A 15,976-nucleotide genomic window follows, 5' to 3' on the forward strand; every position below is an offset into this window, starting at 1 on the left:
GTAATACTTACTTAACACAGATTTCGAAACTTGGCGTTATAATTGAATTTTAAAAACTAAATGCCAAATCCATTAAAATATAATAAGAAGTTTGATGAACTGAATGAGGAGGAAAAACAACTTCTGGAAATCAATAAAAAAACAATAGCGGATTTTGTTGAACAATCCTCTTCCGTCAGTGACGTCAATTATGCTACCAGAAATGCCCATGCTAAAACGTATGCGGCAGCAAAGGGAATATTCTGGACAGAGCCTGATATCCCGGAATCACTGCAACCCTTTTTTGACAAGGAAAAATTTGATCTGACCATACGATTTTCCAATGCTCAATTGAAAATTAAGAATTCAAAAAAAGATATTCCTGCTTATGGGTTTGCTGTACAGATTAAGGATGAGAACGGCGGATTACTTGCCAATTATCCATTGGTGAATTTTCCTTTGTTTCCTATCAATTCTGTTTCTACTTTTCTGAAATTATTTACAGCCATTAATCGGGTTTATATGAAGCAATGGAGCAGTTTATTTTCTATGTTTGTTCAGATGATCAAAACGCTGCCTTCTTTATTGACAGGTGATATGCTTCGTAATATGCTTATGCTTATTGGGAAAAGAAATGATTTTATCCTGTCCTTTGATTATTATTCTGTAGGTGCCTACCGACTGGGAGATCAGGTCATTAAAATAAAGTTAAGTCCTCAATCTGTTGATAAAAATACAGGCAGAAAACAAAAGATCAAGGATTCTTTGACAAACTATCTTCAAACTCATGATTTCACGGCAGATGTTATGATACAAATTTGTTATGATTTAAAAGATCAACCGATCAACAAACTGAATGTTGAATGGAAGAATTCTCCTTTCATTAAAATCGGTGAGGTAAAAATAACTAAAGATTCATTGCTGGACTCTCGTGATTGTACCAATGAGCTGCTTTCATTCAATCCTTTTGAAAGTAAGATCTTTTTTCAGCCTGTAGGAAAAATACAGAAACTGCGCGATGAAGCTTATAAAGTGTCTGTACAAACGAGGAGAAAGATTAATAAACTGCTGCATGGGAAAAGCAGTTAGATGTTTAATATAACTCACTAAAAAATAAAAAAGGGACACTATAAATACTGTCCCTTTTTACTTTTATATTAAATGAAATATTATTTTTCTTCGGTCTTTATCAATTTTCTTATGACTGTATTCCCTTTCAAATCTTCTATTTTAACCCAATAAATGCCTTGCTGCAAGGATTCTATGTTAATAATGTTTGTATTTATATAAGAACCGGTCAATTTTCCTTCTTCATTATAAACTTTTACCATTTTAATTCCTGAAAGATTTTTAATCATAAATGAAGTCTTTGCAGGATTTGGATACAGTACAATCCCTTCATTTTTTATAACATTTTCGTTTACTTGCAAAGTTAAACTTGTAGGACATGAAATAGCTGTAGGTATGATTTTTTCAACATTGGTACCATCGCCAAGCTGGCCTGATCCATTATCACCCCAGCTCCACAGTGAACCATCCGTTTTTAAGGCTAATGTATGATTATATCCTCCTACTGCAGTTTTCCAATTGTTTTGGGCACCAATTTGAGTAGGCACCAATTTATTAAGATAAGTCCCATCCCCTAATTGCCCTGTGCTGTTATCTCCCCAGGCCCAAAGTGTTCCGTTATCTTTTATTGCCAGCGAATGATTAACTCCAGCTGCAATACTCTTCCAATCTGAAGTAGTACCTATTTGAGTAGGAACAAATTTATCTATGGTAGTTCCATCACCTACTTTCCCATTGACGTTGTACCCCCATGCCCAAAGTGTACCATCCGTTTTTAATGCCAAGTTATAATTGGGCCCAGCGGATATACTTTTCCAATTGGTATCTATTCCTATCTGAACCGGGCTCGTTTTATATACATTAGTACCATCTCCCAATTGTCCCGTACTATTGAAGCCCCAAGCCCAGAGTGTTCCATCTGTTTTCAGAGCAATGGAGTGAAATACTCCTACTCCAACGGTCTTCCAATTGGTTCCGGTTCCTATTTGAATATAATTAAAGTTCTGATCTGTGATTGTTCCGTCTCCTAATTGTCCAAAAGTATTATCTCCTCTTGCCCATAATGTTCCATCTGTCCTTACCGTTAATATATGCTCTCCGGGAGACATAATCTTTATATTAGCAGCACTTCCGATCTCTACGGGACTGGTTTTATTCTCATTGATAGGGCCTCCCATCAATCCATGAAAATTACTTCCCCATCCCCAGAGTGAATCATCAGATTTTATAGCCAGGACATAGTCTTCTGCCGGAGTTGTTATGATACTTTTCCAGTTAGCATTTCCTATCTGAACCGGGCTCGTTTTATAAACAGTTGTACCATCACCTAGCTGCCCATACCAGTTATTTCCCCAGGTCCAGAGAGTTCCGTCATTTTTAACCCCTACAGAGTTCCATCTTCCTGTAGAGATTTCTTTCCAACATTGGGAATAAGCCAGAAACGGCATAAGTAAAAAAAGTAAGAATACTTTTCCGATTGATCGATTTTTTCTCATTTGTATTTAAGTTTTGTATCCGAATTATTTTCAGATGAGTATATAATTCAGATTGGTTATTAGTTTATAATATCGAATAATTTTCAACAAATATAAAACAAGAAAATGAATTTTCTGCATAAAAAAAGACTGTCATTACAACAGTCTTTTTGTCAAAGTTTTCGATATTCTTCGTTGATAGCCAAATCATTGATGCTTGCATATCTTTTCGCCATCAGTCCGTTTTCATCAAACTCCCAGTTCTCGTTTCCATACGCTCTGAACCAGCTGCCCTCTTTGGTCTGATATTCATATTCAAAACGAACGGCAATGCGATTATCCGTGTGTGCCCAATATTCTTTTTTAAGTTTATAATGGAGTTCTTTTTCCCATTTCTTTTGAAGGAATGCCACGATTTCTTCCCTTCCATTCACGAAGGTATTCCTATTTCTCCATTCACTGTTGATGGTATAGGCTTTGGAAACCTTTTCAGGATCCTGACTGTTCCATGCATTTTCTGCAAGCTGAATTTTTTCCAACGCCGTTTCAAGGGTGAAAGGCGGAAGCGGATGTTTTTGTTCCATAATTTACTGTATTAAATTGGTGACTATTTTTTTTGACTTTTCAATTAATTCATTGGATTTGAAAAGCTGGCTTTCTATGATACTGCTCTCAAAAAGCATATAAATATGATCAGAAAGGCTATCATCATTCAGTAACTCTAAAAAAAAGTTTCTAAGATCGGCTTTATGAGATTGAATTACACTCAGAATTTTAGTATTATCCATGGGTATTTCTGATAAAATATTCAGGAAACTGCATCCCCTAAAGTTTTCTTTTTCATTCATATAAACTAAAAAATCAAAAGCTTTGAGGATTTTAGATTTTGAATCTTTTTCCTTTGCTAAAAAATTATTGAGTTCATTGAACCAATATTCATGTCTTACCTTCAGAAATTCTACACACAGGTCTTCTTTGGATTTAAAATACTGATAAAAACTTGCTTTCGCTACTTCTGCTTCTGAAATAATCTGATTGATTCCGGTAGAATTATAGCCTTGTCTTGCGAACAATTGAAAGGTGGTTTCTATGATTCTTTCTCTTGGAGATTTCATATTGCTTTTCTTTTCTGGAACAAATGTATGAAAAATAAAAACAGACAGACCGGTCTGTCTGTTTTTATTTTTAAAATATTTTTATTGGGAGTAAGATTGGAAAACGCAAAGACGCTAAATTTTTATAAATATCACATATATTAAAGGCGCGAAGATTTTATCTTCGATAAAATTGAATACCGCTAATAATATGCTTTGAATAATGCGAATAATTAATATAAGTAATTATCCTTGCTGAAAATCTTTGATTTTCTTGCACCTTAAAAACAGTATTCATATTAATACATTACGCCTTTGCGTCTTTGCGTTTTCCAACAAAAACATCAAACAAAAAAGCCTCCAGAATTATAATCCGGAGGTCTTTGACATATTTAAACTAAAATATTTTATTTTTCTTCCAATTCTTCTTTCTTCGCTTCTTCTTTTTCAGGGAAGATGATAGATAAAAGAACAGAGATCACCAATACACCTCCTACGATTCCCAATGAAACCGGAGACGTAATATGAATCCATGGTGCAATAAGCATTTTAACTCCAATGAATGACAGAATAATTGCCAATCCGTATGGGAGTTTGCTGAACATGTGGATAAAGTTCGCTAACAGGAAGTATAATGATCTTAATCCTAAAATAGCAAAGATATTTGATGTATAAAGGATGAACGGGTCATTTGAAATCGCAAAAATAGCCGGAATGGAATCTACAGCAAAAAGAACGTCTGTAAACTCGATAACCCCTACTACCACTAAAAGAGGCGTTGCCATTTTGATTCCGTTCTGAATGGTGAAGAATTTATCTCCGTCATAATTGTCAGAAACTTTCCAGAAACTTTTGATTAATCTTGCTCCTGCTGTATTGCTGTAATCTTCATCATCGTCATCGTCACCATCACCCCAGGATTTGATGCCGGCATATACCAGAAACAATCCAAACAGAGCCATAACGATATTGATCTGTACAGCTTTACCAAAAATGTTCATTTCAGGAAGATAGGTCAGATTGATCAATCCTACTCCTGCAAAGATAAAGATAGCCCTGAAGATCAATGCACCAATGATTCCCCAGAAAAGAACCTTGTGATGAAGGTATTTCGGAACTTTAAAGAACCCGAAAACAAGGATAAATACAAATAAATTATCTACAGACAGGGCTTTTTCAATCCAATAAGCAGCCTGATACTGTGTAAATTTCTCTATTGCCAAAGCATGGCTTTCCGGGCTTCCATCAGTATTGAATACCCAATAAACCACTCCTGAAAATACCATTGAAAGTGAGATCCATACGATAGACCAGATGGTAGCTTCTTTGGAAGATACTTCATGACTTTTTTTGTTAAATACCCCTAAGTCCAGGAGCAGCATGATAACGACTGTTACTGCAAATCCCCACACCAGACCTGGGTGCAGTTCTAAAATACTTTGATGTTCCACTTGAGTTATGTTATTATATGATAAAAGCAATAGATGTACAGAGTACAAATATTGCTATTTTATTTATCTTTTGATTTACAATTGATTATAGGTAATTCATCTGAACGGTCTGAACCGTCTGCTCCAGCTTTTTGTCTGAAGTAGGATCTCCGATAGCATTGAATTTCCATTCTCCGTTTCTCTTATAGAAAACGCCCATTACCATGGCAACATGTCCGCTGAAAGAAGCATCATTTGCAATATCATATTTTGCAAAAACTTCTCTCACATTGGTAGGTGAACCTTCGTAAATACGGATAGAAGCAAATGGAATTGTTCCGAAATCCTGACCTCTGTAGCTGTTCAAAACCATTGCCACATGCTCTACATTGGGCTCCAGCTGGCTGAAATCTACAGTGATTACTTCATTATCCAACCCGTCATCTCCGTTTACGTCACCCGTAAGGTCATCTCCGCTGTGTCTTACAGATCCGTTTCTGGATTTAAGGTTTCCGAAATAGATTACTTCAGTAACATTTTTATTTGAATCATATAAAATACAGCTTCCGTCTAAGTCTACTGCTTCTTTTTTAGTTCCAAAAAATCCTTTCTTTTCAATTGCTCCCCAGTTGATTCCTACACAAGCTTGGGAAAGCTCAGCTCCATTTTCTTTTTTAAGGTTAATTCTCTGACCTTTTTGTAAGTTGATAGCCATCTTTTTATGTTTAGTTGTTATTTACATTTGCAAAAAAGTGAATCTTCTTTGCTCTTTCAAATTTCGTCTTAGTTATTATTCAAGTTCAAATTAAGCATTGCCCGCAGAATATTTGTTTCTTCGTCAAAATCAAATATTTTGCTCATAATATCCATATTTTCAAGGTTTTTAATATAATCTTTCAAAACACCTTCCACTTCAGCCGGTAAAGCACGTTTTCTTTCGTTCATACTGTTTTCCAGCTGTTCATTTTTACTTCTCAGTTGATCAATAATGGAACTCTGATTAGATTGATTTTCAGAAATATCCAGCTTGTCCAGTTCTTTGTCTAAAAGATACAATTTCTTTTCGTCTACACTGAAAATAAAATAATCATCAGACTGAAATATTTTGAAAAGCTCATAATCATGGGTTCCTATAAGATATCCACATACAAAACGGACTTTAAATCCTTGTATATTAAGTCTTCCCAAAAGTTTCCTTTCAATAGAATAATCTTTATACTGATATGCGGGAAATGAATCTGATTTCAGCAGTGTTTCATCTGCTTCCGCTCTGTAAAATTCCTGAGCATATTTTTTATGAAAGTATAATACATTATCCCAATTGGCGGTAAAACTATCTTCCGTAAGATCTTTATACAAGGTTTTCAGATGTTGGGAAAATACACCACTGTACATTTTCCTGTCAGTCTCAAAACTGTCTACCCTTCTTTCTTCAAAACCTGAAATATATTTACTGTTGATGTTAATTTCATTGATGACCGCCAGCATATCATTTTCCTTCTGCTTTTTAATTTTAGTCAGAAGCTCTATGAGACTGTCTGTATACTGCAGGTGGAAAAGTTCCAGTTTATTGTAATCTAAAGCTGCATTTTCCTGAAACAGATTGTGGATAATATCTGTTTTGATATAAATTGATATGATATCAATATGTTCAAAAAAATTAGCGAGAAGCTTAAGCTTTGTTAATCTTCTTTTGCTTTGCGACAATATGGTTGCTGCATCATCCCCCACCTTAGTATTCTATAAATTAACCTCTGACATTCGCTTTAAGCTCATGCTCTAATGTCTGAAGATCCTGATCCAGTTTTCTTCTGTTGTCTGCTCCCTGTTTCTGGATTTGTTTCACTTCATTCAATGTATTGATAAGCATTGATGTTGTTTCTTTCAATGTTTCCACAGATACAATGGTCTGCTCATTAGCTCTTGCAACATTTATTGAGTTCTGGCCAAGACGCTCTGCATTCTTTCTTAAAATTTCTTCTGTAGTAGAAGATACTTTCTGCTGAATCTCAATATTCTGCTGTTGCCTGTACATTGCCACAGCAAGTGAAAGCTGGTTTTTCCAGACAGGAAGTGTAGTAGTAAGAATGGTCTGTGCTTTTTCGGCAATAGAAACGTTGTTATTCTGTACCAATCTGATTTGTGGAAGCGACTGCATCATAATCACACGCACCACTTTAAGATCAGCCATCCTTCTGTCTAACCTCGCAATGAAATCTCTCTTATCAGCAATCTGATAATCCTGATAATCCTGAGGATTCGTTTCCATCTGAGCAAGTTCTACAGCAGCTCTTTCCATTCTTATATTTCCTGCAATCACAAGACCTTCAATCTGTTTGATAGAATTTACATTACTTTCAAAGATAGTCTGAAGTACAGCATTATCTTTTGTAGAAGTAATGATTCCTGCATTTACTTTATAAGAAATCTGTTCGATATTGTTGATGATCTTATCGTATTTTGCAAACAAGTTTTCTACCTGAGTCATTACCTTTTTCATGAATGGTAATTTGCTCAGAAAACTTTTCACTTTATTTCCGTTAAGTTCCTCTACATCTACATAGTTAAGCTCTACCAAAAGATCATTGATAAGGCCTCCTACTTCTCCGGAGTTGGATCTTCTTACATTTCCTAAGAAGCTGTCACTCTGATTGGTTAATGTTTTCTGAAGTTCTGCCCCGAAATTAACGATGGAGCCTGGATTGGCTTCATCAATAGAGTTCGCAAGAACTTCATATTTCTCACGTTCTTCTGACTGCAGCTGAGTCAGATTTACATTTCCCTCTCTATCCACAAGAACTGCCGGTGCTGCATTTTGAACAGGCTGAGCCGGAGTTGGAGGAACCATTGGTGTAGGTTCAAAGGTTTTAAGAGGTTCTATTGATCCTAGTGGATCTATGGGTTGATTTTCCTGATTGTCCATGATTACTTCTGATAAATTGATACAAATTTGTCAAGGCCGTCTCTTTGTCCTGCACCCACAGCCTCAAATTTCCATTCTCCGTTTCTGTTGTAGATTCTTCCGAATTCTACAGCGGTTTCGATTGAGAAATCTTCGTCCAGTTCATATTTCAAGATCTCTTCATTCGTATCCGTATTGAAAATTCTGATGAAAGAATTTCTTACCTGTCCAAAATTTTGTTTTCTTGATTCTGCTTCGTGAATGGTTACTACTACTGTAATTTCTTTGATCGCATCATCAATTTTCGTAAGATCAATTTTGATCTGCTCATCGTCACCTGATCCTTCTCCCGTAAGGTTATCTCCTGTATGGATTACAGATTTGTCCGGAGACTCAAGGTTGTTATAGAAAATAAAGTGGTTATCTGAAACTAATTTTTTGTCGTCCCCAAGTAAAAACAAAGAGGCATCAAGGTCAAATCCTGTTCCTGTAGAAGTATTATTGATATCCCATCCTAAACCTACAGTGAATTTAGGTGCGTTAATATTTTCTCTTTGTCCTTTTTGTAAGTTAATAGCCATAATATAATTCCGTTTGTGTTAAAGTATTGATGTTATTTTTGTATTCTTTTATTAAATGATAATTGTTGCTGATAGCCAGCTCTAAAAGCAGATCCATCTGTTCTTTTTTTACTTTAGACGTAAGATAATCAAAATTACTTGATTCCAGGCCTAAAATATATTTTACAATCCTTGTATTGAACTGAAAACTTTCTTTGTTCATCACTTCTGCAACATGTTTTACATTTTTCACTGCATAGTAATTGAAAAAGTTTTCAATTTTAGGATCAAGGTCAAAATTCATCAGTTCAGCGTAATACATGAACATAAAGTCTGCTTCCACACTATATTCATTCAGAATTCTGTTAACTGTATATTCATGACTTCCTGTGATTTTTATATCGTCTATAAAAATACAAAGTTTTCCTCTCAAAAAATCCTTATCAATATAATAAGTATCATTTGCGATCAGATTTTTACGATCTTCAAAATTCAGATTCCCATAATCTGTGATATACGTATGGTTACGATTGATCTTAGACAAAATACTTGACTTTTTTCCTTTCTGAAACAGATAAAAATCCAGATGCTTCTTAAAATAAAAGCATAAAAAGTTGGATGCTGTAGGAATAGCCATGTAAGGGCTTGGCAGCACTACAATCTCTTTATCGGTATTTAAAAGCGCTTCATTTTCGGAAATAAATCCGTCGAATAATTCTTTTGCAAATTTTTCAGCATACGACTTATCGCCATACTTGAAATAGCTGTATTCCGCAGGTGAGAAAGTAAACTCATCCGCAGAATGAATGTGGTGTAAGCTGTATCTTTTATTCATGTTTATTTTTAGTGTTTAAGTAAATGTGCACTGAATCCAAAATTTTTAGCCCCTTCATAATCAGCAAACGGATTGTCTCCGATATGCAAAACTTGGTGCAGAGGCAAATCCTGATCTTTGATTTTATTCTTCACTTCCTGAAAAATAAGCGGATTCGGTTTGGAGCAGTTAATCTCATCAGAATAGATATGAAAATCTATGTACTGATCCAGATTTTCATGGATCAAAAATTTCCTCATGGTTGTTCCTTTGATAAATCCTGTATTGCTCAAAATATTAATAGTCTTTCCTCGGCTTTTAATATCCTCAAAAAAACCATGAATATTTTCAAAAATCACCACTGGCCTATATTCCAGAAACAAATCTTCGCTTTTAGCGTAAAACTCATTAAGCTTTTCTTTATTCAACTGTTTTATATCTACATCCAAAGCACCAAGAATCATCAAATAGATCTCAAAAGTATCTATATTGCCTCCTGTAACTTCATTGATGGTATTACAAAGATCATCATAATATTTTACGGTTTTCGCAACCTCCTCTATGGGTTTATCCACGTTGAAAAATGAGGAGAACAGCTCAACTCTTTTTGTTTTAAATTCAGGATGAGATTTGATTAAAGTGAGCCACAAGTCAAAGGAAAAATGACAGTGGTTATGGATGTCGATATCTGTTTTCAATAGGTTTTAAGTTAAAAGTTTTTATTAGCTTCTTGAAAAAGATTTAATTTTTTTTAATCATCAACAAGTGTTCAAAATACTATTCTTCCCAAAGATAAAATATTTATCATAAAAGCATTACGTTCGATATCTGTTTTAAGATATTTTTATGAAATTTCACGATTTTGACAGATTCACAGAATATGATTTACGAACGGTTTAATATCAATCCGCAAAAAATATTTTTAAAAATTCTTTGGAAATCAAAAAAAAATTATAATTTCGCAACCGATTAACAATCAACAATGTCAACAAAAATGATAAATATTATAACGTTAAGCAATCCTGTCAGAGCTGTGTTCTTTGGCAGCACTGAATATTTATCTGAATAGTTCTATAGATCTTTTATACCCAAAAATATATTGAAGACCTGTCTATTCGGATAGGTCTTTTTTGCTGCCCTATTTTCAGACTTTAACAATTCAAAGAATTTCTGTTGTTTGTTAAGATCTCTGAAAATTTTCCTTTGATACGGAACACAAAAAATATTTTCCCGGCTTCATAAGACCGGAGTATATTTTGTGCTCACTTTTCTCAGACTCTTTTATCAACACAGATCTAAAAATCAACAATTTAAATCAAACAAAATGAAATACAACACACGAAATATAGGGATCATAGCACACGTAGATGCAGGAAAAACAACTTTATCGGAACGAATTCTTTATTACACAGGACTCATTCATAAAATCGGCAATGTAGATGATGGAAATACCACCATGGATAAGGACATTCAGGAAAGAAACAGAGGGATTACGATTTCTTCCGCAGCCATTTCCACTCAATGGAAAAAAGATAATAAGGTCTATAACATCAACATTATTGACACTCCGGGACACATTGATTTTGCAGTGGAAGTGGAGCGCTCTTTAAGGGTTCTTGATAGTGTTGTCGCCGTTTTCTGTGCTGCTTCCGGGGTTCAGCCGCAGACTGAGAATGTTTGGTTCCAGGCTGAAAAACACGGAACATCCAAAATCTGTTTCATCAATAAAATGGACAGAATTGGCGCAGACTTCTTTGCCGTTCTTAATGATATAAAAATAAAGCTGAATGCTGTTCCTCTTGCCCTTCAGATTCCGATTGGAGCTGAAATACATTTTGAAGGAGTCATTGATCTTGTCAACATGAAAGCATTATACTGGACAGATGAAAACGGAGAAACCATCGTAGAAAAGGAAATTCCTGATTATCATATTGCTGAAGCAGATGAGTACAGAATGAAGTTGATGGAAACTCTCGCAGAATATGACGAAGATTTCTTTGATATTTTCATGGATAATGAACAAAACATTACCGTTGAAATGATTTCAAAAGCTATACAAAGAGTCTGCAGATCGGGATCAGCTGTTCCTGTTCTGTGTGGTTCTGCCTTTAAAAACAAAGGAATTCAGCCTCTTCTTGATGCGGTTGTAACCTATCTTCCGGCTCCTGATCAGCTTGCTGACCTGCAGGGAAGAGATCCTCATACGGAAGAAACTGTAACATTGGAAAGAAATGAAGCTGCTGTTTTTTCAGGACTCGTTTTCAAAGTCATGATTGATAAACATATGGGAAGACTGGCTATGCTTCGTGTATATTCCGGGACGATACAATCCGGAGATACCCTACTGAATGTAAGGACAGGTGAAAGTTTCAGGATTTCAAGAATTTTACAGATGCAGTCGGATAAAACATTATCATTGGAAGAAGCTAAAGCAGGAGATATTGTTGCTTTAACCGGGATAAAGGATGCCAAAACAGGAGATTCTTTATCTTCTCTAGAGAAGCCAATATTACTGGAAGCAATTACAATTCCAACTCCTGTTATAAGAGTAGCTATCGAACCGAAAACCAATGGTGATGAGAAATCCTTTGGCTTGGTGCTGGCAAAAATTCAGGAAGAAGATCCTTCTTTGGTGGTTGAAAGAGACGCCCAAACCGGAGAAACTTTATTAAGCGGATTAGGAGAGCTTCATCTTGAGGTCACTTTGGAAAAGATCCGTCTGAATCATGGTATTGAAATTAACCAGGGAAAACCTAAAGTTTCTTACCGTGAAATTTTAACAGCGAGCAAAGTTCATAGGGAAAAACTTTCCAAACAAAACGGAGGGAGTGGCCAGTTCGCTGATATTAGTTTTGAGATTGGACCCGGAAACGACAATGAACATGGATTGGAATTTATCAACATGATCAAAGGAGGAGTTATTCCCGCTGAATTCATTCCTTCTGTTGAAAAAGGGTTCAGAGAAGCCATGGAACACGGCCCGCTGAAAGGATATCCTCTGGAAAATATGAAGATTACTCTTCTGGACGGTTCTTTCCATGCTCAGGATTCTGCAGCACTGGATTTTGAGATTGCTGCAAGAGAAGGGTTCAAAGCGGCAGCAAAAGGATGCAGTCCTAAGCTTATGGAACCTGTCATGCAGATAGAAATCCAAAGTATTGAGGAATACACCGGTGCTGTCACTGCGGACATCAACAGAAGAAGAGGGATCATCACTTCTATTGATGAGAAATCAGGAAGGAAGATCTTTGCAGCGGAAGTTCCGTTAGCTTCAACTTTCGGATATATTTCTGATCTGAGAACATTGACGAGTGGAAGAGCTTCCATCAGCATGAAATTATCGCACTATGCTTTAGTGCCTGATTTTATTGCGAATACATTAATTACCTAAACAAGCAAGGACTGTAGATTTTTTCTTACAGTCCTTGTCTGGTTTATTGGGTGATTTTGTTGTGAAAAGTGAATCGTCAATCCGCTGCGCTTGTTAATTTTTTCTACTCTACAACAGTTCACTATTCACTTGCGAAGCAAAATTCACTATTGACTGTGAAATTGTGAATGGTCAATTGTCAATCCGCTGCGCTTGTCAATTTTTCTGCACTACAACAATTCACTATTCACTTGCGAAGCAAAATTCACTATTGACTGTGAAATTGTGAATGGCGAATCGTCAATCCGCTGCGCTTGGCAATTTTTTCTGCTCTACAACAGTTCACTATTCACTTGCGAAGCAAAATTCACTATTGACTGTGAAATTGTGAATGGTCAATTGTCAATCCGCTGCGCTTGTCAATTTTTCTGCACTACAACAATTCACTATTCACTTGCGAAGCAAAATTCACTATTGACTGTGAAATTGTGAATGGCGAATCGTCAATCCGCTGCGCTTGGCAATTTTTTCTGCTCTACAACAGTTCACTATTCACTTGCGAAGCAAAATTCACTATTGACTGTGAAATTGTGAATGGTCAATTGTCAATCCGCTGCGCTTGTCAATTTTACATACTACAAACAATTCACTATTCACTTGCGAAGCAAAATTCACTTATTGACTTCTCCCCTATTTTTCAGGCATCACCTTATAAGTCGGATCTTCCTGGATATTCACTTCTACAATAGCTTCTGCATTTTTAAGTATTTTTCGGCAGTCTTCGCTGAGATGACGTAAGTGTAATGTCTTATGTTGTTCTTTATAACGTTTAGATAACTTGCCCAAGGCTTCTATTGCACTCATATCCACAATACGGCTTTCCTTAAAATCGACAACGACTTGCTCCGGATCATTCATTGGATCAAATTTATCTGTAAATGCTGTTACAGAGCCAAAAAACAATGGTCCGTATATTTCATAATATTTCACCCCGTTTTCATCCACATGCTTTCTCGCCCTGATTCTTTTGGCATTATCCCAGGCAAAAACCAATGCTGAAATGATAACACCAATTAAAACCGCTAAAGCCAGGTTGTGTAAAATCACGGTAATCAACGCTACAGTAACTCCTACAAAAATATCAGACTTAGGCATTTTATTAACAATCCTGATAGATACCCACTGAAAAGTACTGATGGCTACCATCATCATCACTCCTACTAAAGCAGCCATGGGAATTTTTTCAATGACAGGTGCTCCACACAAAATGATTATTAAAATAAGAAGTGATGCTATTATTCCGGACAGTCTTGCTCTCGAACCTGCATTAAGATTCACCAAAGTCTGCGCTACCATCGCACAGCCGCCCATTCCGCCAAAGAAACCGTTGGTAATATTGGCTAATCCCTGCGCTACAGATTCTTTATTGGCACCTCCCTTAGTATTTGTAATTTCATCCACCATGGATAATGTCAGAAGAGATTCGATAAGACCTACTCCGGCCATAATTAAAGCATATGGAAAAATAATTTGCAGGGTTTCCAAAGAAAAAGGAATCTGCGGAATGTGAAAACTTGGAAGATTTCCACTGATATGAGCAATATCCGCTACTGTTTTGGTTGGAATATTAAACCCAAGAACTACAGCAAAGACAATAATAATTGCCACGAGAGATGCAGGAACTGCTTTCGTTATCTTTGGAAAAAAGTAGACTACAGCAATTGTCAGGGCAGTTAAGCCAGCCATTGTGTATAAAGATACTCCTTGCAGCCAGCTTACGGCTCCGTTACTATCTGTAATCTTGAACTGTTCCACCTGTGCCATAAAGATAATAATGGCCAGTCCGTTCAGGAATCCGTACATAACCGGTTGTGGAATCAATCTCACAAATTTCCCCAGTTTAAAGATACCTACCAGCATCTGAAGTATTCCGGCAAGCGCTACGGTGGCAAAAAGATATTCTACCCCGTGAGAGTGTATAAGAGCAATCAACACCACGATGGTCGCTCCTGCTCCTCCGGAAACCATTCCCGGACGTCCTCCCAAAACGGCTGTTACCAGTCCCATCATAAAAGCAGCATAAAGCCCAGTAAGCGGAGACAGGCCGGCAAGGATAGCAAATGAAAGAGATTCAGGAATCATCGTCATCGCTACCGTAAAACCGGCCAGCAGTTCATTTTTATAATTTATTTTCTTCGAAAAGTCGAATAAGCTTATAGTATTTTTCATTGATTTGCAAAGGTATGGACTGTCCCCATGGTATACAATTTTTCTTTTTATCATTTTTCTATGGTGAAGCGTCTCACTTGTAAGCAATTCACACATTAATCCTTATAATATGTTAATTTTAATTAAAATATGTAGATAAAGTATGATTTTTACATTTCTTTCTCTTTTTACTTCTTATTTTTGTTTACATTTGAAACCGAATAAGCAATTATTTGGTACTAATTAAAAAATTCAACGCGTAAAAAGCTGTATACCAATCTGTCTACAGCTTCAACTCATAGAATTGTATAAAACCTTAATAGGTCATATATTATTTACACAAATGGCAGGAAGAGAAGTTTGAAGGAGAAGAAGAGAAAACCCATTGAAAATAAAGAATATATCCCAAGTACATTAAGGTGACTCCTACCCACCTGTTTTAAGATATTTGGTAAGTTACAGATCCGTTTTTTAAGATTCATCATCTTATTAAACGTAATTTAACATTCTTACATCATAATTTCTATTTCTTAACAATTTCAAACTGAAGTGAATCATTTCCCAATATATAAGATAATATATACGACCTATTCTCGTTTTTTTGATACATAAGTTTAAACAAAAGAATAATATTCAATAAAAATGTTATATAAAGAAATCCATATTGGAAAGTTTATTAAGGAAAGGGTAGATGAAAATGAAATAACAACAGAAAGGATATGCAAATTTTTAGGCAAAGATGAAGGAGCAATCGAGGTAATGTATGACAGCAAATCGATGGATACGGATCTTCTTCTAAGATGGAGCAAATTATTGGAATATGATTTTTTCAGACTTTACAGCTCACATTTGATTTTATATGCACCTCCTTCTGCCATCAACAAAAACCAGCAGAAATCCGAAAAAACGCCTTATTTCAGGAAAAATATTTACACTCAGGAAATCAAAGATTTTATTATGAAAAGAATTATGTCCGGTGAAATGACCCAAAATGAAGTCATTAAAGAATATTCTATTCCTAAAAGCACCCTCCACAGATGGCTTCAGAAGAGCGATAATGTAAACGGATAAACAGA

14 protein-coding genes are annotated in these 15,976 nt (G+C 35.8%); 3 read left to right on the forward strand and 11 right to left on the reverse strand.

Going from position 1 to position 15,976, the window contains the following annotated elements:
* Nucleotides 1–60 precede the first annotated feature (60 nt).
* Nucleotides 61–1,068 (forward strand): catalase family protein, encoded by a 1,008-nt coding sequence (locus tag FW781_RS16670; protein WP_149388456.1) that lies wholly within the window; start codon nt 61–63, stop codon nt 1,066–1,068.
* Nucleotides 1,069–1,148: 80 nt separating this feature from the next.
* Here FW781_RS16670 and FW781_RS16675 read toward each other — a convergent pair whose 3' ends face one another.
* The 10 genes from FW781_RS16675 to FW781_RS16720 all read right to left on the reverse strand — a co-directional run bounded on the left by FW781_RS16675 (nt 1,149) and on the right by FW781_RS16720 (nt 10,020).
* Nucleotides 1,149–2,543, reverse strand: a complete 1,395-nt coding sequence (locus FW781_RS16675) for an RCC1 domain-containing protein (RefSeq protein WP_149388457.1) — start codon at nt 2,541–2,543, stop codon at nt 1,149–1,151.
* A gap of 152 nt (nt 2,544–2,695) precedes the next feature.
* The gene (locus FW781_RS16680; protein WP_149388458.1) at nt 2,696–3,106 is read right to left on the reverse strand and encodes a nuclear transport factor 2 family protein; all 411 of its coding nucleotides are present in this window, start codon (nt 3,104–3,106) and stop codon (nt 2,696–2,698) included.
* A gap of 3 nt (nt 3,107–3,109) precedes the next feature.
* The gene (locus tag FW781_RS16685) at nt 3,110–3,637 is read right to left on the reverse strand and encodes a TetR/AcrR family transcriptional regulator (RefSeq protein WP_149388459.1); all 528 of its coding nucleotides are present in this window, start codon (nt 3,635–3,637) and stop codon (nt 3,110–3,112) included.
* Between the two features lie 386 nt (nt 3,638–4,023).
* Nucleotides 4,024–5,067 carry a TerC/Alx family metal homeostasis membrane protein gene (locus FW781_RS16690; protein WP_149388460.1) on the reverse strand — a complete coding sequence of 348 codons (1,044 nt, stop codon included), beginning with the start codon at nt 5,065–5,067 and terminating at the stop codon, nt 4,024–4,026.
* 85 nt (nt 5,068–5,152) lie between these two features.
* On the reverse strand, nt 5,153–5,761 hold the full coding sequence (locus FW781_RS16695) for a TerD family protein (protein ID WP_149388461.1): 609 nt from the start codon (nt 5,759–5,761) through the stop codon (nt 5,153–5,155).
* A 68-nt stretch (nt 5,762–5,829) separates the two neighbouring features.
* Nucleotides 5,830–6,777: a hypothetical protein gene (locus FW781_RS16700; RefSeq protein WP_149388462.1), complete on the reverse strand. Its 948-nt coding sequence runs from the start codon at nt 6,775–6,777 to the stop codon at nt 5,830–5,832.
* A 16-nt stretch (nt 6,778–6,793) separates the two neighbouring features.
* Nucleotides 6,794–7,969: a toxic anion resistance protein gene (locus tag FW781_RS16705; protein ID WP_172625748.1), complete on the reverse strand. Its 1,176-nt coding sequence runs from the start codon at nt 7,967–7,969 to the stop codon at nt 6,794–6,796.
* A gap of 2 nt (nt 7,970–7,971) precedes the next feature.
* Nucleotides 7,972–8,529 (reverse strand): TerD family protein, encoded by a 558-nt coding sequence (locus FW781_RS16710; RefSeq protein ID WP_047382292.1) that lies wholly within the window; start codon nt 8,527–8,529, stop codon nt 7,972–7,974.
* Nucleotides 8,519–9,343 carry a phosphoribosyltransferase family protein gene (locus FW781_RS16715; protein ID WP_149388463.1) on the reverse strand — a complete coding sequence of 275 codons (825 nt, stop codon included), beginning with the start codon at nt 9,341–9,343 and terminating at the stop codon, nt 8,519–8,521. Before FW781_RS16715 ends, FW781_RS16710 begins: the two co-directional genes overlap by 11 nt.
* 8 nt (nt 9,344–9,351) lie before the next feature.
* Nucleotides 9,352–10,020, reverse strand: a complete 669-nt coding sequence (locus FW781_RS16720) for an HAD family hydrolase (RefSeq protein WP_149388464.1) — start codon at nt 10,018–10,020, stop codon at nt 9,352–9,354.
* Between the two features lie 626 nt (nt 10,021–10,646).
* On the opposite strand from FW781_RS16720, the gene fusA reads away from it, so the two are divergent.
* Entirely contained in the window at nt 10,647–12,713 is a 2,067-nt protein-coding gene (fusA, locus tag FW781_RS16725) for an elongation factor G (protein WP_149388465.1), read from the forward strand.
* 669 nt (nt 12,714–13,382) lie between these two features.
* Here fusA and FW781_RS16730 read toward each other — a convergent pair.
* A complete protein-coding gene (locus FW781_RS16730) occupies nt 13,383–14,921 on the reverse strand; it encodes a SulP family inorganic anion transporter (protein WP_149388466.1) in 1,539 nt (512 codons plus the stop codon).
* Between the two features lie 621 nt (nt 14,922–15,542).
* Here FW781_RS16730 and FW781_RS16735 point away from each other — a divergent pair.
* Nucleotides 15,543–15,971, forward strand: coding sequence for a helix-turn-helix domain-containing protein (locus FW781_RS16735; protein ID WP_149388467.1), 429 nt, complete (start codon nt 15,543–15,545; stop codon nt 15,969–15,971).
* The last annotated feature ends 5 nt before the right edge of the window (nt 15,972–15,976 follow it).

This window comes from Chryseobacterium panacisoli, from assembly GCF_008274625.1.
Lineage (GTDB): Bacteria > Bacteroidota > Bacteroidia > Flavobacteriales > Weeksellaceae > Chryseobacterium > Chryseobacterium panacisoli.